The organism is Kitasatospora sp. NPDC059146 (genome assembly GCF_042786665.1).
In the GTDB taxonomy this organism is placed as follows: Bacteria; Actinomycetota; Actinomycetes; order Streptomycetales; family Streptomycetaceae; genus Kitasatospora.
Map to the genome: position 1 here is coordinate 1 of NZ_JBHZCY010000173.1, position 16995 is coordinate 16995.

The 16995-nt window shown below is 73.7% G+C and carries 14 protein-coding genes; 8 read left to right on the forward strand and 6 right to left on the reverse strand.

The genetic code is table 11. The features are described 5' to 3' along the window. Positions 1–23: 23 nt before the first annotated feature. Entirely contained in the window at positions 24–260 is a 237-nt protein-coding gene (locus ACFXPX_RS40260) for a DUF3263 domain-containing protein (RefSeq protein ID WP_375888705.1), read from the reverse strand. 122 nt (positions 261–382) lie between these two features. On the opposite strand from ACFXPX_RS40260, the gene ACFXPX_RS40265 reads away from it, so the two are divergent. Beyond that, complete coding sequence (locus ACFXPX_RS40265) at positions 383–727, forward strand: cupin domain-containing protein (RefSeq protein WP_375888707.1); 345 nt, start codon at positions 383–385, stop codon at positions 725–727. A 68-nt stretch (positions 728–795) separates the two neighbouring features. Here ACFXPX_RS40265 and ACFXPX_RS40270 read toward each other — a convergent pair whose 3' ends face one another. Next, the gene (locus tag ACFXPX_RS40270) at positions 796–2034 is read right to left on the reverse strand and encodes an extracellular solute-binding protein (RefSeq protein ID WP_380644832.1); all 1239 of its coding nucleotides are present in this window, start codon (positions 2032–2034) and stop codon (positions 796–798) included. A gap of 348 nt (positions 2035–2382) precedes the next feature. Between ACFXPX_RS40270 and ACFXPX_RS40275 the strand changes: the two genes are divergently transcribed. Continuing rightward, positions 2383–3315, forward strand: a complete 933-nt coding sequence (locus ACFXPX_RS40275; protein WP_380531803.1) for an ROK family protein — start codon at positions 2383–2385, stop codon at positions 3313–3315. After that, complete coding sequence (gene nagA / locus ACFXPX_RS40280) at positions 3312–4508, forward strand: N-acetylglucosamine-6-phosphate deacetylase (protein WP_380644833.1); 1197 nt, start codon at positions 3312–3314, stop codon at positions 4506–4508. Before ACFXPX_RS40275 ends, nagA begins: the two co-directional genes overlap by 4 nt. Before the next feature lie 45 nt (positions 4509–4553). Here nagA and ACFXPX_RS40285 read toward each other — a convergent pair whose 3' ends face one another. From ACFXPX_RS40285 to ACFXPX_RS40300, 4 genes are read right to left on the reverse strand one after another with little or no spacing between them, the layout of a single operon-like run. Then, a complete protein-coding gene (locus ACFXPX_RS40285) occupies positions 4554–6557 on the reverse strand; it encodes a hypothetical protein (RefSeq protein ID WP_380644834.1) in 2004 nt (667 codons plus the stop codon). Positions 6558–6568: 11 nt separating this feature from the next. After that, the gene (locus tag ACFXPX_RS40290; protein ID WP_380644835.1) at positions 6569–7483 is read right to left on the reverse strand and encodes a carbohydrate ABC transporter permease; all 915 of its coding nucleotides are present in this window, start codon (positions 7481–7483) and stop codon (positions 6569–6571) included. Next, on the reverse strand, positions 7480–8424 hold the full coding sequence (locus ACFXPX_RS40295; protein ID WP_380644836.1) for a carbohydrate ABC transporter permease: 945 nt from the start codon (positions 8422–8424) through the stop codon (positions 7480–7482). Before ACFXPX_RS40295 ends, ACFXPX_RS40290 begins: the two co-directional genes overlap by 4 nt. Before the next feature lie 37 nt (positions 8425–8461). Beyond that, positions 8462–9775 carry an ABC transporter substrate-binding protein gene (locus tag ACFXPX_RS40300; RefSeq protein WP_380644837.1) on the reverse strand — a complete coding sequence of 438 codons (1314 nt, stop codon included), beginning with the start codon at positions 9773–9775 and terminating at the stop codon, positions 8462–8464. 202 nt (positions 9776–9977) lie between these two features. Here ACFXPX_RS40300 and ACFXPX_RS40305 point away from each other — a divergent pair, with 202 nt between their 5' ends. From ACFXPX_RS40305 to ACFXPX_RS40325, 5 genes are all read left to right on the forward strand, one after another. Beyond that, positions 9978–11216: an ROK family protein gene (locus ACFXPX_RS40305; protein ID WP_380644838.1), complete on the forward strand. Its 1239-nt coding sequence runs from the start codon at positions 9978–9980 to the stop codon at positions 11214–11216. A gap of 128 nt (positions 11217–11344) precedes the next feature. Then, positions 11345–13990 (forward strand): RICIN domain-containing protein, encoded by a 2646-nt coding sequence (locus tag ACFXPX_RS40310; RefSeq protein WP_380644839.1) that lies wholly within the window; start codon positions 11345–11347, stop codon positions 13988–13990. A 127-nt stretch (positions 13991–14117) separates the two neighbouring features. Beyond that, the gene (locus ACFXPX_RS40315; protein ID WP_380644840.1) at positions 14118–14744 is read left to right on the forward strand and encodes a hypothetical protein; all 627 of its coding nucleotides are present in this window, start codon (positions 14118–14120) and stop codon (positions 14742–14744) included. Positions 14745–14913: 169 nt separating this feature from the next. After that, the gene (locus ACFXPX_RS40320; protein WP_380533103.1) at positions 14914–15342 is read left to right on the forward strand and encodes a hypothetical protein; all 429 of its coding nucleotides are present in this window, start codon (positions 14914–14916) and stop codon (positions 15340–15342) included. Positions 15343–15396: 54 nt separating this feature from the next. Continuing rightward, a partial coding sequence (locus tag ACFXPX_RS40325; protein ID WP_380644841.1) for an AAA family ATPase occupies positions 15397–16995 on the forward strand: 1599 nt, incomplete at its 3' end.

A 16995-nucleotide genomic window follows, 5' to 3' on the forward strand; every position in this document is an offset into this window, starting at 1 on the left:
ACCCCAGCCCCGCGCAGCGGCCGTCACCGCGCCCCCCGCCGCCCCTCCCGCACCCGCCGCAACCGATTCACCAGCACCGGCGCGAACGCCAACGCCTCCTCCCGGTCCAACAACCCGTTCAGCACCTGGTAGTACCGCGTGGAGGAGAGCCCCAGCTCCTCCCGGATCGCCCGCTCCTTGGCCCCCGCCGTCCGCCACTGCCGCCCCTCCAGCGCCAGCACCGCCCGGTCCCGCTCACTCAGCCCACTCGGCTCGCCCACCACGCACCACCTCCGCACATCCCCCCGCATCCCCCACGGACCTACGAAGTGTCATTCTCGGACGCGCCCCCGACACACTCTGCCCCCCACCCCGGTGCCCCCGCCCGGCTAGCGTCACCCCCATGACCAGCTTCGCCGTCCACATCCCCACCGCCGACCTCGACCCCGAGCCCCTCGACCCGTCCCAGATCGTCTCCGGCACCCCCGAGGTCACCGGAAAGGTCCTCGCCGAGTCCCCCGACGGCCGCCAGCTGCGCGGCATCTGGCAGATCACCCCGGGCGTGGTCACCGACGTCGAGGCCGACGAGATGTTCGTGGTGCTGAGCGGCCGGGCCACCATCGAGATCGAGGGCGGCCCGACCCTGTCCGTCGGCCCCGGCGACTGCGCCGTCCTGCGCGAGGGCGACCGCACCACCTGGACGGTCCACGAGACCCTCCGCAAGGCCTACGCGATCACGCTCCCCTGACCCCGCCCCGGCACCGGCCCTCGCGGTGAGCCCCCCGCCCCCCGCCCCCCGCCCCCCGGCAGGGGGCCTCACTGCTTGCGGACCCGGCCCGCTTCCTTCATCGCCGCGTCCTGCAGCCCCTGCAGCACCTGCTTCGGGTCCCCGGTCACGGCCTGCCCGATCCCCGTCTTGATCCGGTTGCTGACCTCACCCCAGGCCGGGTCCCCGAACGGGTAGAAGCTGGCGTTGGTCAGCCCCACCGCGAACTGCTTGAGGTCCTCGTGCTTGGGGTCCGAGGACATCTGGTTGAAGGCGTCCTGGGTCACCGGCAGCAGGTTGTACTGCTCGTCGAACTTGAGCTGGTAGTCCTTGGTGTAGACGAAGGACAGGAACTTCTTGATCTCGTTCTTGTGCCCGTTGGCCTTGAACGCCATCATCCAGTCCGCGACGCCGAGGCTCCCGGTCCTCCCCACGCCGTCCTTCTTCGGGATGACCGCCGTCCCGAAGTCGATCTTCCCGGCGGACGCCATCCGCAGCAGGGTCGGGTGCCCGTTGAGCATCGCGACCTTCCCGGAGGCGAAGTCCTGGAACACCGGCGTGCGGTTCATCTTGCCGGGGTCCGGGTACGTCAGCCCGGTGCTGACCAGGTTGTTCTTGAGCCAGGTGAAGGTCGCCTGGTTCTGGTCGCTGTCGATGGTGTAGTTGCCGACGTCGTCCGAGAGCGAGCTGCCCCCGCTCAGCGTCCACAGCATCGACTCGGCCGGCGCCTCCTCGGGCCCCAGCGGCAGCCCGTACGGGGTCACCCCGGGCACCTTGGCCTTGATCTTCTCGGCCGCGGCCCGCAGCTCGTTCCAGGTGGTCGGCGGCTGGGTGATCCCGGCCTGCTTGAAGATCGCCTTGTTGTAGAAGAGCACCCGCGAGGAGGAGACGAAGGGGATCCCGTACTGGGTCCCCAGCACCTGCCCGGCGTGCGAGAAGTTGTCCATGAACTTGGCCTGGGTGTCCATCGAGAGGACGTCCGCGGCCGCGTACAGCCGGTCCGCCGCGACCTGCTCGGCGAAGCCGCCGGTCTGCAGCAGGTCGGGCGACTTCCCGGCCGCGATCATGTCGTCGACCTTCTTGCCGATGTCGGTCCAGCTGTCGACCTCGACCTGGACCTTGATGCCGGGGTTGGCCGCCTCGAAGGCCTTGGAGACCTCGTCCCAGTAGTGCTTGGAGCCGGTCTCGGCGTTCTCCCCGTAGTCCGCGGCGACCAGTTTGAGCGTGACCGGCCCGTCGCCCTGCCCGCTGCACGCGCTGACCGTGGTGAGCACCAGTGCTCCGGCCAACGCCGTACCGAGCACACGGAGGGAAACGTGGGCGCGCCTGTCCAACGCGGGTACCGCCTTCAGAGGGAACTACAGCCGGACGAGGGAATCCGGCAGGGGGGAGCGCCACACTCCCAAACCGCTCGCACACTGGTCCACACCACTCGCCCCCGCCCGTCGAGTAGTTACCGAAGTGCCCTGGTTCATTGCACGATGCGCAACAACAGGCGAACGGAGGCCCTCAGCCGGACTCCGGGGCACAAAGCCGCGCACACCGCCGCAGCCGAGACAAAGCTCACCCAGTATGGACCAGACCAATCCGACAACTGGACTAGACCTCTTCGACCCGACCAAGGGAAACTGTCCTCCGTGAAGCACGTCATCGCACTCGATGTAGGCGGCACCGGCATGAAGGCCGCGCTGCTCGCCCAGGACGGCTCCGTGCTGTTCGAAGCACGCCGACCGACCGGGCGGGAACACGGCACCGACGCCGTCGTCGCCGCCATCCTCGGCTTCGCCGCCGACCTCGCCGACGAGGGCCGCGCCCGCTTCGGGCACGCCCCGCTGGCGGCCGGCGTGGCCGTGCCCGGCACGATCGACGAGAAGAACGGGATCGCGGTCTTCTCCGCCAACCTCGGCTGGCGCGACCTCCCGCTGCGCGAGCTGCTCGGCGAGCGCCTCGGGGGCCTGCCGGTCGCCCTCGGCCACGACGTGCGCTCCGGCGGGCTGGCCGAAGGGCGGATCGGCGCGGGTCAGGGCGTCGACCGCTTCCTGTTCGTCGCCCTCGGCACCGGCATCGCCGGCGCCATCGGCATCGGCGGCCGGATCGAGGCCGGCGCGCACGGCTACGGCGGCGAGATCGGCCACGTCGTGGTCCGCCCCGGCGGCCCGCAGTGCGGCTGCGGCGCCCGCGGCTGCCTGGAGACGCTGGCCTCCGCCTCGGCCGTCTCCCGCGCCTGGGCCGAGGCCAGCGGTGACCCCGACGCCGACGCGGCATCCTGCGCCGCCGCGGTGGACGCCGGGGACGACCGCGCCCGCGCCGTCTGGCAGGACGCGGTCGACGCGCTGGCCGACGGCATCGTGCTGGCCCAGAGCCTGCTCGATCCGTCCACGGTCATCGTCGGCGGCGGACTGGCCGAGGCCGGCGACACGCTCTTCACCCCGCTGCGCGCTGCGGTCACCGAGCGCCTGACCTTCCAGATGCCCCCGAAGGTCGTACCCGCCATGCTCAAAGACACCGCCGCGTCCCTGGGCGCCGGCCTGCTCGCCTGGGACCTGCTCTCGATGGAGGTGACCGCGTGACCAGCGCGGACCGTGACCGCACTGCCCTGTCCGGCGCCCGGCTCGTCCTGCCCGGCGGGGTCGTCGACGGCGGCCGCCTGGCCGTCCAGGGCGAGCGCATCGCCGCCCTCTCCCCCGCGGCGAGCGGCGGTGAAGCCGAACCGGGCGACCTCGACCTGACCGGCCACACCGTCGTCCCCGGCTTCGTCGACCTGCACGTCCACGGCGGCGGCGGCGCCTCCTACGCCTCCGGCATCGCCGAGGAGGCCCTGCACGCCGCCCGCACCCACCTCGCCCACGGCACCACCACCACCGTCGCCTCCACCGTCACCGGCGAGATCGACGAAGTCGCCCGCCAGGCCGCCGTCCTCTCCGAACTCGCCGAGGACGGCACCCTCGCCGGCGTCCACTTCGAGGGCCCCTTCATCTCCCACAACCGCTGCGGCGCCCACCGCCCCGACCTGCTGCGCAACCCCGACCCCGCCCTGGTGCGCAAACTCGTCGACGCCGCCCGCGGCCACGCCAGGATGGTCACCCTCGCCCCCGAACTCCCCGGCGGCCTCGACTCCGTCCGCATGCTCGCCGACCTCGGCGTCATCGCCGCCGTCGGCCACACCGACTCCGACTACGCCACCACCCTCGAAGCCATCGACGCCGGCGCCACCGTCGCCACCCACCTCTTCAACGCCATGCCCGGCATCGCCCACCGCGCCCCCGGCCCCATCGTCGCCCTCCTGGAGGACGAACGCGTCACCGTCGAACTCATCAACGACGGCGTCCACCTCCACCCCTCCGTCCTCGACCTCGCCTACGGCACCGCCGGCCCCGACCGGGTCGCCCTCATCACCGACGCCATGGGCGCCGCCGGCATGGGCGACGGCCTCTACCCCCTCGGCCCCCTCCAGGTCCGCGTCGAGAACGGCGTCGCGATGCTCCCCGACGGCAGCTCCATCGCCGGGTCGACGCTCACCCTCGACCGGGTGCTCCGACGGGCGCTGCTGGTGCACGGGTTGACCCTGCCGCAGGCGGTCGAGTCGCTCAGCGCCACCCCGGCCCGCCTGCTCGGCCTCGCCGACTCGGTCGGCTCCCTGGAGACCGGCAAGCTCGCCGACCTCGTCGTCCTCGACTCCGACACCTACGACCTGGTCGCCGTGATGCGCCGCGGCCGCTGGGCCGTCGGCGGCGACCGCTTTCCCACCGTCAGGTCGGCCTGACCGAAGGCGTGTCCGACACGCCCCAGGTGCCCGGGCCGGCCGCGGCTACCGCCAGTCGAGCAGCAGCCAGCCGCGGTGCGGCAGCTCCTCGGTGACCTCGACGCTGCGACCGGTCACCGCGGCCTCGACCGGCTCGGGGTCTGCCAGCGGGCGGAGCAGGATGCCCTCGGCCCGGACGGCCCCGACGGGCAGGTGCACCCGGGGGTGGGCCGGGTCGGCGCTGCCGTTGGCGACGGCGAGCCGCCAGCCGTGCTCGGTGCGGGTCAACTGCGGGATCAGGTGGGGCCCGCCGGTGACCAGCGGCAGGGTCGGGGAGTCGCCCTCCAGGTAGCGGACGGCGGCGTGCAGCAGGCGTTGCCCGTCGTCGTCGTGGGGCAGCAGCTCGACGGCGGTGGCGGCCGTCACCGCGACCCGCCCGCCGAGCTCGTTGGTGAAGACGCACCGGCCGGCGCCCCAGAACCGGTGGTCGGGGGTGAGGATCTCGGTCCAGGTCTCGGCCCCCGCCGCCGGCCGGAGCCGGGCCAGGGCCGGTTGGAGGTTGACGCTCAGGTAGGCGCCCGCGCCCTCCCCGGTCAGCACGCGTTCCAGCGCGTACGGGCCCGGCCCGCCCGCGGCTCCACCCCCGGCTCCGCCCCCTGCTCCGCGCTCGACGACCTCCTCGACGGTCACCCCGAGCAGCTCGCCGAACCCGCGGGCCCGCAGGATGTGGGCGGCGGTGCCGTCGAGCAGCAGGCCGTCGGCGAGCATCCGCCGGAGCTCGGCGTCCTGGTAGGCCCAGGCGAGCTGCCCGAACAGCACCCGGACCGGGCCGTCCTCGGCGGTGACCGGGACGCCGTAGCGGAGCAGGTGGTCCGCGGCCGGGCCGGGGTCGACCGCCAGTTCGGCGAGGTCGCCGCCCCGGCGGGTGCGGACGTGCGCGGCGGCGTCCTGGCGGACGGGCAGCGTCACGCCGTGGGTGCGCGCCGCCGGGCCGGTGAGCAGGTCCAGCGCGGGCCGGGAGCGGCGCAGCAGCTCGGCGACCCGCGGGAAGCGTCCGGCGGCGCCGGACTGCATCGGGTGGAGGTTGAGGAACAGCGCTTCGGAGCCGGCGAGTTGGGCGGCCACCAGCTCCGACCAGGTCTGGGTGTCGGACTTGGACCACGCGGTGTGCGGCCAGTTCTCGACCTCCGGCGCGCTGCGCACGTGGCGCGGCCGCAGGGCCCGCTGGACCTCCAGCATCCAGACCGAGAAGCTGAGTTCGCGGCCCGGCGCGTCCGAGTAGCGGGCGAAGTGCGGCCGGTGCCAGACTTCCCCGTCGATGGCGAGCGCGTCGAAGAGGGCCGGCCAGTCGCGGCCCTCGACCGAGTGGACGCCGGGCTCGGAGCTCATCAGGCCGAGCCGCGCGCGCCCGCCGGAGGCCTTGGCGACCGCCGCCGCCACCTCGCCGGCCACCTCCAACTGTGCGGTGCGCCAGACCTGTTGGAGCAGCGCGCGCCAGGGGTGCGGCGGGCCGGGGGCGGTCACGGCGGCGACCGCCCGCTCCCGGTCGACCGGCTCCCCCGCCAGGGCGGCGAGGCGCTCCAGCATCAGCGGTTCGAAGCCGCCGCCCCAGGGCAGCGGAGCGTGGTTGTGGTAGCGGAAGTCGTCCTCCAACCACAGGACGCGGACGTCGAGTTCGGCGAAGCGGGCGTAGTGGGCGGTGATCCAGGCGCGGAACCGCGGACAGGCCGGGGAGGCCTGGGCGGTGGCCACGGTGCCGTCCGGTCCGACCATCGGGGCGAAGCCGAGCCGGTCGGCCCGGCCGCGGTCGGCGTGGCCGAGGGTGACCCAGGGGTTGAGGCTGACGTCGAGCCCGGCTGCGCGCAGGACCGCCGCGGCCGTCACGGCGGTGTCGTACAGCCGGTCCTCCACCCCGCCCGCCGGGTGTCCGGGGTACAGCTCCTCGGCCGCGAGCAGCAGGACCACCTCCTCGACGCCCGACTCCCGGCAGAAGGAGGCGAGTTCGGCGGCGCGTTCGGCGGCGTCCGGGGTGGGGTGGAGCTGGAACCGCAGGTGGTACCGGGCGGGCACGCCGGGCCTCCTCATTTGACGCTCCCGGCGGTGAGGCCGGCGCGCCAGAAGCGTTGCAGGGACAGGAACATGATGACCAGCGGGATCGCGGAGACCATGGCGGCGGTGACCACGATGTTGAGCGGCGGAGCGCCGGGGCCGAGTGCCCGCTGGGCCTGCCAGCCGACCACGCCGACGGTGACCGGCTGGAGGTGGTCGTCGGCCAGCATCAGCACGGGCAGCAGGTAGTTGGTCCAGATGGCGACGAACTGGAACAGGAAGACCGTGACCAGCGCCGGGGACATCACCCGCAGCGCGATGGTGGCGAAGATCCTGAACTCGCCCGCGCCGTCGATCCGTCCGGCCTCGATCAGCTCGTCCGGCACGGAGGCGGCGGCGTAGATCCTGGCCAGGTAGACGCCGAACGGGCTGACCGTGCTGGGCAGCAGCACCGCCCAGTAGGAGTTGACCAGGTGCAGCTGGGAGAACATCAGGTAGAGCGGCACGGCCAGCAGCGGCTGCGGCACCAGCACGGCCGCGAGCACCCCGTTGAAGGTCAGCTCCCTGCCCCGGAAGCGGTACTTGGCCAGTGCGTAGCCCGCCATCGCCGAGATCAGGGTGGAGCCGGCCGCGCCGCCCACGGCGTAGAGGGCGCTGTTGCCGAGCCACTGCCAGTAGATCCCGCCCTGGCGGGTGAAGACGTCGCGCAGGTTGTCGGCGAGGGCGAAGTCGCCGAACCAGAAGCCGTTCCCGGCGAACAGGCCGCTGCTGGTCTTGGTCGAGGCGACCAGCAGCCACCAGACCGGGGCGAGGAAGTAGACCGAGGCGATCAGCAGCACGCCGAGGGTGAGCCAGCGGGAGGCCTGGTACCGGGCCGTCCGGGCGGTACGGGCGACACCGATGGCTGTGCCGGTTTCGGTGCCGGCGGTGGCGGTGGCGGTGCTCACAGGGCCTCCCCGCGACGCTGGACGAGCTTGAGGAAGCCGAAGGAGAGCGCGAACGCCAGGACCGCGAGCACCACGGACTCGGTGGCGGCGAGGTTGAAGTCGTTGGCGTCCACGGCGTTGTAGGCGGCGTAGATGGGGGTGTAGCTGCTGCTCAGGTTGGGGGCGACGTTGTGCAGGATCGCGGGCTCGTTGTAGAGCTGGGCGGTGCCGATGACGGAGAACACCGTGGTCAGCACCAGGGCGGGGCGGATCATCGGGACCTTGATCCGCCAGGCGATGCCGAAGGCCGAGCAGCCGTCCATCCGGGCCGCCTCGGCCAGTTCGGCCGGGATGGCCTGGAGGGCGGAGTGGATGATCAGCATGTTGTAGCCGGTCCAGCCCCAGGTCAGCATGTTGCCGATGGTCGCGCCGAGCATGCCGTCCGAGGTCAGGTTCAGGTCCAGGCCCAGGTGGTGGGCGGCGGCGGTGATCGGGCTCAGGCCCGGGGCGACCAGGTAGGACCACATGATCGCGCCGACCACCCCGGGCAGGGCGTACGGCAGGAAGAAGGCCAGCCGGAAGAACCGCTTGAACATCGTCGACCCGGCGTCCAGCAGCAGGGCCAGCGCCAGGGCCAGGGCCAGCATCACGGGCACCTGGACCACGCCGATCAGCAGCACCCGCAGCAGCGAGCCGCGGAAGGCCGGATCGCCCAGCGCCGTCGCGTAGTTGCCGAAGCCGGCGAAGACCTGGGTGGGGGCGGAGAGGCCGAGGCCGGAGCGGTGCATCCGGAACAGGCTCTGGTAGAGGGTGTAGCCGATCGGCGCCAGGTACAGCGCCGTGAACAGCAGCAGGAACGGGGCGAGGAACAGCGCGACGGTCCGGGCCCGGTGGCGGGCGGGGCGGTCCGGGCGGGCGGCGCGGTCCTGCGGTGCTGTCCGCCCGGCGAGGGCGGTGGTCATGGGGGGTCGTCCCTCCTTGGTCGGTCCGGGTGCCCGGTCAGCCGGCGACGGCGAGGCCCTGCTGCTTGAGGCCGGCCACCGTCCTGCTCTGCAGGTCGGCGAGCACGTTCGGCAGGGTGCCTCCTCCGGTGCCCGCCTTGCCGAGCCCGTCGCCGAGGTCGGTGGAGGTCTGGGTCATGGTCGGGCCCCACTGCCAGTCGGTGGTGATGTGGGCGGTCTCGGCCTTGAAGACGTCGTAGATCACCTGCCCGCCGTAGAAGGGGTCGGGCTGGGAGAGCGCGGGGTGGGCGAGCGCCGAGGTGGCCGCCGGGTAGATGCCGGTGACCTTGATCAGGTTGCCGACGCTGTCGGGGTCGGTGCTCATCCAGGTGGCGAACTCGGCGGCCTCCTTGGCGTGGGCGCAGCCCTTCAGGACGGCGGTGGCCGAGCCGCCGTCGTTGCCGTACGCCGGGTTGGCGGCGTCCCACACCGGCATCGGGGCGACGGCCCACTGCCCGGCGCCGTCCTTGACGCTGCCGGCGATGATCGGCGCGTCCCAGACCGCGTTGACGTCGGAGAGGATCTTGCCGTTGGCCATGTCGCTGAACTGCGAGGCGTCGTTGCTGGGGTCGGCCTTCACCAGCTTCTTGTCCAGCAGGTCCTGCCAGTAGGAGGCGACCTTGCGGTTGGCGTCGCTGTTCAGGCTGACCTGCCACTGGTCGTTGCCGGTGCCGAACCACTTGGCGCCCGCCTGCCAGGCGAGGCCGGCGTAGGTGTACGGGTCGTTGCCGAAGTTGCCGAGGTACACGGTGGGGTCGGCGGCGTGCACCTTGGCGGCGTCGGCCGCGTACTCCGCCCAGGTGGCCGGGGGCTTGTCGATGCCGTACTTCGCGAACAGGTCCTTGCGGTACATCAGGGCCATCGGCGCGGTGTCGACCGGGAGGCCGTAGGTGTGGCCGTCGACGGTGACCTGCTTCCAGGTCCAGTCGGCGAACCGGCCCTTGGCGTCGGCGGTGTACGTGCCGACGTCGGTGAGGGCGCCGGCCGCGGCGAAGCTGGGCAGGGTCTCGTAGCCGACCTGGGCCAGGCAGGGGGCGTTGCCGGCCTTGGCGGCCGTGAGCATCTTGGTGTAGCCGCCCTTGGAACCGGAGGCGGTCTTGCCGAAGCTGACCTGGATGCCCGGGTGGGTCTTGTTGAACAGGGCGACCGACTCCTCGTACCCCGGGGCCCAGCCCCAGAAGTCGAGCTTGACCGGGCCGGAGGCGGCGTCCGCGCCACTGCTGACGCTGCCGCCGGAGGAACAGCCGGCGACGAGGACCGCGGCCGTCACGAGCGCGAGTGCGGAGGCCGTCGAAACGGGTCTTGTCTTCACGTGTGTCTCCTCGAAACCGGGAGGGCGGGGCGCGGTCCCGGGGGCGGAGCGGGAACCGGCCAATTCGTTCGGTTATTGTTTGAACCAACCCTGATAAAGTCAAGAGGCAGTGTCGACGCCCGCGTCGGCCGTGACGGTGGCACCGGAGGAGGAGCGGTTCGTGAAGGCAGCGCTTCAAGGCTCGGGCGTACGGAGTCTGGCGATGGCCGGGCCAGCCGTGGCCCGCGACCGCTCGTCGTCCCGCCGGGCCAACCTCGGCATGGTGCTGCGGCTGCTGCGCGACGAGGGCCCCCGCTCGCGCGCCCGCATCTCCGAGGACACCGGCCTGCCCAAGGCCACCGTCTCCAACCTCACCGCAGAACTGCTGGAGGGCCGGCTGATCCGCGAGGGCGAGGCGGAGCGGGACCGGGGCACCGTCGGCCGGCCCGGGCAGGCCGTGGAGATCGACGGCAGCGGCGTGCACGGCATCGGCGCCGAGATCAACGTCGACTACGTCAGCCTGCTCGCCCTCAACCTCAAGGGCGAGGTCACCGCCGAGCAGCGGATCCCCTTCGACGTCCGGGCCGCCGGGCCCGACGCCACCCTGGACACCACCGCCCAGCTGGTCGCCCGGGGCATCGAGGCGCTGCGCCGCGACGGCGGCCGGGTCGCCGGGGTCACCCTGGCCACGCCCGGCGCCACCGACATGGCCACCGGCACCGTCGGCTTCGCCTCCAACATCGGCTGGCGGGACGTGCCCGCCATCGCCGGCCTGCGCGAGCGCCTGGGCCCCGGCGCCCCGGAACTGCACCTGGAGAACGACGCCAAGCTCGGCGCGCTGGCCGAGTACGTGACCGCCTCCGCCGACAACGTCCGCGACCTGGTCTACGTCACCGGCCAGACCGGCGTCGGGGTGGGCATCATCGCCGGCGGGCAGCTGGTGCGCGGGGCCGGCGGCTACGCGGGCGAGGTCGGCCACCTGCAACTGGTGCCCTCCGAGCAGCTGTGCGCCTGCGGCAGACGCGGCTGCTGGGAGACCACCGTCGGCCGCGGCGCCCTGCTGCGCTACGCCGCCGACCCCGGCGACCTGGTCTGGGACCCGATGGTGGACCTGGAGCGCCGACTCGCCGAACTGCGCGAGCGGGCGGGCGCCGGGGACGCCCGCACCCTGGCCGCGGTGCAGCGGATCGCCGACAACCTCGCGCCCGGTCTGGCGCTGCTCGCCGACGTCCTCAACCCCCGGCTGATCGTCCTCGGCGGGCACTTCGCCTTCTTCGGCGAGTACCTGCTGGACAGCGTGACCGCCCAGGTGCGCGAGCGGGTGATGGCCCCGGACGCCGGGGGCTGCGAGATCGTGCTGTCCACCACCGGGCTGACCGGGACGGCCCGGGGCGGCGCGCTGCTCGCCCTGGACGCCGTCTACCAGGACCCGACCAGCGCCATGACGCCCGCCCGGCGCTGACCGTACGCCCCGATCTGCTGCACGGGTCTTGACATGACCCGCAATAAGTTCGGATTCTGGCGGAACTAATCGCCAGTCGTGCCGCCTCCCCCACCCAGCGGGCGGCACGCCTCCGGAAGGATCCCCCGATGAGACGGACGACGTCCCGGCCGGCCCGGGCCTCGCTCGTGCCGGTCCTGGCCCTGGCGGCGGCCACCTGCCTGCCGCTCGCCGCCGCACCCCCCGCCTCCGCCGCCCCGCCCACCACCACTGCCGCCGTCGCCACCGCCGCTGCCGCCACCACCGGCACGGTCACCATCGGCGGCAAGTGCCTGGACGACGCCGACGGCGGCACGGCCGACGGCAACCCCGTCCAACTGCTCGGCTGCGACGGCTCGGCCCGCCAGCAGTGGACCCGCAACCCCGACGGCAGCGTCACCGCGTTCGGCAAGTGCCTCGACGTCACCGACGCCTCCAACGCCACCGGCGCCCTGCTCCAGCTGTACGGCTGCACCTCCGGCCCCAACCAGCGCTTCGGCTGGCTCCCGGACGGCACCGTCTACTCCGCCAAGTCGGCCAAGTGCCTGGCCGTCCAGGGGAGTTCGGCCACGGACGGGGCCCGGGTCGGCCTCGCGCCGTGCACGCCCTCCCCCACCGAGGTCTGGGGCGGCAGCGCGGCACCGCCCGCGTCGTACACCCTCTCCGCCGGGAAGCCCGTCCCATTCGGCAACGCCGACGACACCCCCGCCTTCGGCTACACCGACACCGACGGGCAGTTCTACTACCAGTCCGCCCACTCGCTGTACGGCGCGAAGGACGGCCGCAGCTGGCAGTTCTACCGCGGCTCGGACTTCGACACCGCCACCCTCGCGCCGATCAGCACGGCGGTGAACCCGGCCAACCCCCAGGACAGCAACGGCGACACCACCTGGCGCTGCGACAACAGCCCGACCGGCCTGGGCGCCACCGCCGCCCCCGCCGGCTCCGGCTACGCCCAGCCCAACTACTGCGACCTGACCGGGGTCTGGGTCGACCCCGACACCGGCTGGTGGTACGGCCTGGTCCACAACGAGTTCACCCCGCAGCCCTTCGGCGACGGCCTGCACTACGACGCCATCGACGCCACCGTCTCCAAGGACCGGGGCCACACCTGGACCATCACCGACCACGCGATCACCACCCCGTACAGCACCGTCCGCGGCGACACCACGACCTTCCCGGGCTCCACCTACTCCTACGGCGACGGCGACCCGCGGCTGTTCACCGACTACCGCTCCGGCTACTTCTACGTCTTCTACATGTCCCGGGCCGTCGACAAGACCGGCGGCTGGGGCGGCTTCGAGGAGCACGTCGCCCGCGCGCCGATCTCCGGGAAGCTGGCCGCCTCCTCCTGGACCAAGTGGCACGACGGCTCCTGGTCCACCCCGGGCATCGGCGGCGCCGAGAGCGACCTCGTCCCCGCCCAGGGGGTCGGCACCGGCTACCTCGCCCCCGGCGACGGCTACTCCCCCGACCGGACCGGCAGCATCCGCACCCAGATCGCCGCCGGCACCATGCCCGCCCCCTCGCAGCTCTCGGTGCTGAACATCGCCTGGAGCGCCTACCTCGGCAAGTACCTCGGCACCCCCGAGAACGAGGCCGGCTCCGACCAGCCCCAGCACTACTACGTCACCGACGACCTGGCCACCCAGCAGTGGACCGACATCGGCTCCGTCGGCGGGCCGCAGAGCTCCTGGTACCGCTGGCTGGTGGACTCCGGCAGCCGGACCGGCACCACCGTGCTCGGCAGGACCTTCCGCTCCTACTGCTGGTACAGCTGCTCCACCGGCAGCGGCGAGTACGCCGAGGTCAGCATCGCCCCGACCGCCGCCGGCGCCCCGCCGGCCGCCCCCGTCACCACCGGGGTGCCGTACCGGCTCGCCGCGGGCGACGGCCACTCGCTGGCCCAGAGCGGGAGCACCCTCACCACCTCCGCCACCGCCGACACCGCCGCCCAGCAGTGGACCTTCACCCCCACCGGCGACGGCTTCTACACCATCGCCAACGCCGGCTCCGGCAAGCTGCTCGGCGTCGACTCCCGCGGCAACGCCGGACGCGCCTGGGGCGCCGCCCCCACGCTGGCCGCCCGCGGCAGCAGCCCGACCGTCGGCCAGCAGTGGTCCGTCCAGACGGTGGTCACCAGCCCGGCGGGCAGCGGCCCGTCCACCCCCACCGGCGGCTACCGCCTGGTCAACCGCTACAGCGACCTCGCGCTCAGCCTCACCACCGGGGCCCAGGCCGTGACCACCTCCCCCCAGCGCACCTGGGACAACCCCGGCAGCACCGCCGACACCCGCCCGGTCACCGCCCAGACCCTCACCCTCACCCCGGCCGGCGCCGCCCCGGTCCTCGACGGCACCCACGTGCTGTCCACCGGCGGCAAGGCGCTGGACGTCCCCGACTGGTCCACCACCCCGGGCACCCGGCTCGACACCTGGACCACCAACGGGGGCCGGAACCAGGGCTGGACCTTCGCCCGGCAGGCCGACGGCTCGTACACCCTCACCAACCTCCACTCCCGGCTGTGCGCGGACGGCCGGGGCGGCGCCACCGCACCCGGCACCCCGGTGATCCAGTGGACCTGCACCGGCGGCGACAACCAGCGCTGGACCGCCACCCGGCTCCCCTCCGGCGCCTACACCCTGACCAACCGCCGCAGCGGACTCCTGCTGACCACGGCCGGACCGGCCGACGGCGACCTGCTGGCCCAACAACCGGACAGCGGCTCGCCGTTGCAGCGGTGGACGCTGGACTGACCCACCGCCACCCGGCCGCCCCCGGCGCCGTCGAGCGCCGGGGGCGGCCCCGGACCTGGCCCGATCCACCGGACACGCCCTAAGCTCCCCGCAGCACTGTTGTTCAACAGTGGGCAAAGGAGCGGCAATGCACCACCCAAGGCCTGCCGGGCCGACCGGAACCACCAGGCCCGCGAAGAACGCGGAGAACCCGGAGAGTCGGGAGAGCCGGGAGAACCCTGCGGGCCGGTGGAGGACGGTCACGGCCGCCGCGGTGGCCGCCGCCCTCGTCTCCTCCGCCGCCACCGCCTGGTGGCTGTCCGCCGACGACGGCCTGGACTACGTCAACGACTACGCCTCCCACGAGCCGTTGCGCGTGGTCGGCTACCCCTCCACCGGCACCCTGCACCTGACCCAGCAGATCGTCTGGCGCCTCGCCGACGGCTCCGAGGGCTCGCTGGCGACGATGGCCACCTCCGACGGCTCCGGCGCCGAGGCGCGCAGCACGGCGGCGAACTGGGTCCGGACGTTCCGGGAGGGCGCGCAGGGCCCGGTGACGGCGGAGTTCCACGGCGAGGGCGAGGTCCGCCAGTCGGTGGTGCTGTACTTCGGGCGCACCCGGCAGGTCAAGCAGTTCCGCCTGCGCCTCGACGGCAACGGCGGCGCGGACGGCTGGCGCGTCCTGATGCGCGAGACCGACCCCCAGGAGGCCGCCGCCCCACCCACCTGGGCCCCGGCCTCCCCCGGCGCGACGCTCCCCCCGGCCGTGCCCTGAGGCCCACCGACCGCTGACCCGCACGCAGAACGGGCGGACACCCCCTCACGGGTGTCCGCCCGTTCTGCGTTCCCCGACCCGATTCGCGTCACCGTCTTGACGGGTGACGCCGACTCATGGAACTCTTTCGTCACCGGTCAGAACAGTTACTTTTGATGAGGACACCACCATGGCAGTCGTACGCTTCCAGCTCGTCTCCACCCTCGGCGCCGAGGACGTCCTGGCGGTCCTGACCGACTTCAGCCCCGCCCGCGCCGAGGCCTGGCCGTCCATCGACGCCGAACACTTCGAGGTGCACGCCCTCGGCGACACCTGGGCCGAGGTCACCGAGGGCACCGCGGCCGCCTGGGAGCGCGCCCGCTACGAGTGGCAGCCCGACGGCGACACCGTCACCGTCACCACCCTGGACTCCAAGCTCTTCGGCCCCGGCGGCGGTTGGGTCTTCAAGCTCACTCCCGAGGGCGACGGCACCCGGGTCGACGTCGAACTGACCCGCCACCCCCAGCACCTCAAGGGCCGGATGCTCGCCGCCCTGCTCCCCGTCGCCGCCCCCGGCGCCCTCCGCAAGTCCTTCGCGGGCCCGCTGCGCACCGGCTGAACCGCCGCCCGCCCGTGGCACGCCCGGTGGGAGCCGTTAGGAAGGAGCACGGGGATGGGGTCCACCGGTACGGCGTTGGTGGGGCGCGCGCAGGAGCAGGCGGAGCTGGCGGCGTTCGTGGAGTCCGCCACGGGCGGGGCGCTGGTCCTGCGGGGCGAGGCGGGAGTCGGCAGGAGCGCGCTGCTGGACCACGCCGCCGCGCGGGCCGAGCGGGCGGGCCACCTCGTCGTCCGGGCCGCCGGCGTCGAGGCGGAGTCCGCACTGCCGCACGCCGGGCTGCACCAGCTCCTCCATCCCCTGCTCGCCGGCCTCGCGCGCCTGGACGACGGCTCCCGGACGGTGCTCGGCTCGGTGCTGGGTTCGGTGCCGGGTTCGGTGCCGGGCGGATCGCCTGACGTCCCGCCGGGCGATCCGCCGTCGGTCATGACGCTCGGCATCGCCGTCCTCGGCCTGCTCCCGGTCTCCGCCGCCCGGCGGCCGCTGCTGCTGGTCCTCGACGACGGGCAGTGGCTGGACGACTCCAGCGCCGACGTCCTCGGCTTCGTCGGCCGGCGGCTGGCCGCCAGCCGGGTGAAGCTGCTGGTCGCCGTCCGCACCGACGTCCCGTCCCGCTTCGACACCGCCGCCCTGCCCGAACTGCCGGTCGCCGCCCTCGGCGACGAGGACGCCGGGCGCCTGCTCGACCAGCGGTACCCGGAGCTGGACCCGCGGATCCGCCGGACCGTACTGGACCAGGCCCGGGGCAACCCGCTCGCACTGCTGGAGCTGCCCGCCCAGCTCACGCACCGGTCGGACGGCCTCCCGGTCGACGGCCTCGTCGGCCGGCCCGGCGTGCCGTTGCCCCGGCGGCTGCACCGCCTGTTCGGCGCCCGCATCGAAGCCCTCGACCCGCGGGTGCGGGCCGAGCTCCTGACAGGTGCCCTGGACGACGCGGGCTCCCCGGGCGGCGCCGAGGCGCTCCCCGACAGCCGGTACCGGATGCGCGACGCCGACCCGGCCGTGGCCGCCGGGCTGCTGGGCACCGAGCCGGTCACCGGCGAACTCGTCTTCCGCCACCCGCTGGTGCGTTCCACCGTCGTACAGCTGGCCACGGCCGACCAGCGCCGCGCCGCCCACCTGGTGCTGGCCCGGGCCCACCGGGGGAACCTCGAACGCCGGGCGGCCCACCTGGCGGCCGCGACGGTCGACCCCGACGAGGACGTCGCCGCCGTCCTGGAGGCCGCCGCCGAGTCCGCGGCCCGACGCGGCGGGGCGCCGGCGGCCGTGCACTGGCTGACCCGGGCCGCCGAACTCAGCGAGGACCGGGCCGAACGGCACCGGCGGCTGGCCGAGGCCGCCTTCGTCGCCGGTCACGCCGCCCGACTCGGTCAGGCGCAACGGCCGGTCCGGGCCGAACTGCGCGCCGCCGACGTCCCGTCACACCGCCCGGCCCCGGAACCGGCCAGGAGTCCGGCCCCGGCCTCGGCACCGGCCTCGGCACCGGCCTCGGCACCGGTTTCGGCCCCGCTGACCTCGCAGGAGCGCCGGATCGCCGAGCTGGCGGCCGGCGGCCTGACGAACAAGGAGATCGGCCACCGGATGCACCTCTCGCCGCGCACCGTCGGCTCGCACCTGTACCGGATCTTCCCCAAGCTGGGCATCACCGCCCGGGCC

Coding starts and splice junctions, on each gene's coding strand:
- ACFXPX_RS40265 (WP_375888707.1), top strand. CDS start 383: ATGACCAGCTTCGCCGTCCACATCCCCACCGCCGACCTCGACCCCGAG.
- ACFXPX_RS40295 (WP_380644836.1), bottom strand. CDS start 8,424: ATGACCACCGCCCTCGCCGGGCGGACAGCACCGCAGGACCGCGCCGCC.
- ACFXPX_RS40305 (WP_380644838.1), top strand. CDS start 9,978: ATGGCCGGGCCAGCCGTGGCCCGCGACCGCTCGTCGTCCCGCCGGGCC.
- ACFXPX_RS40310 (WP_380644839.1), top strand. CDS start 11,345: ATGAGACGGACGACGTCCCGGCCGGCCCGGGCCTCGCTCGTGCCGGTC.
- ACFXPX_RS40315 (WP_380644840.1), top strand. CDS start 14,118: ATGCACCACCCAAGGCCTGCCGGGCCGACCGGAACCACCAGGCCCGCG.
- ACFXPX_RS40320 (WP_380533103.1), top strand. CDS start 14,914: ATGGCAGTCGTACGCTTCCAGCTCGTCTCCACCCTCGGCGCCGAGGAC.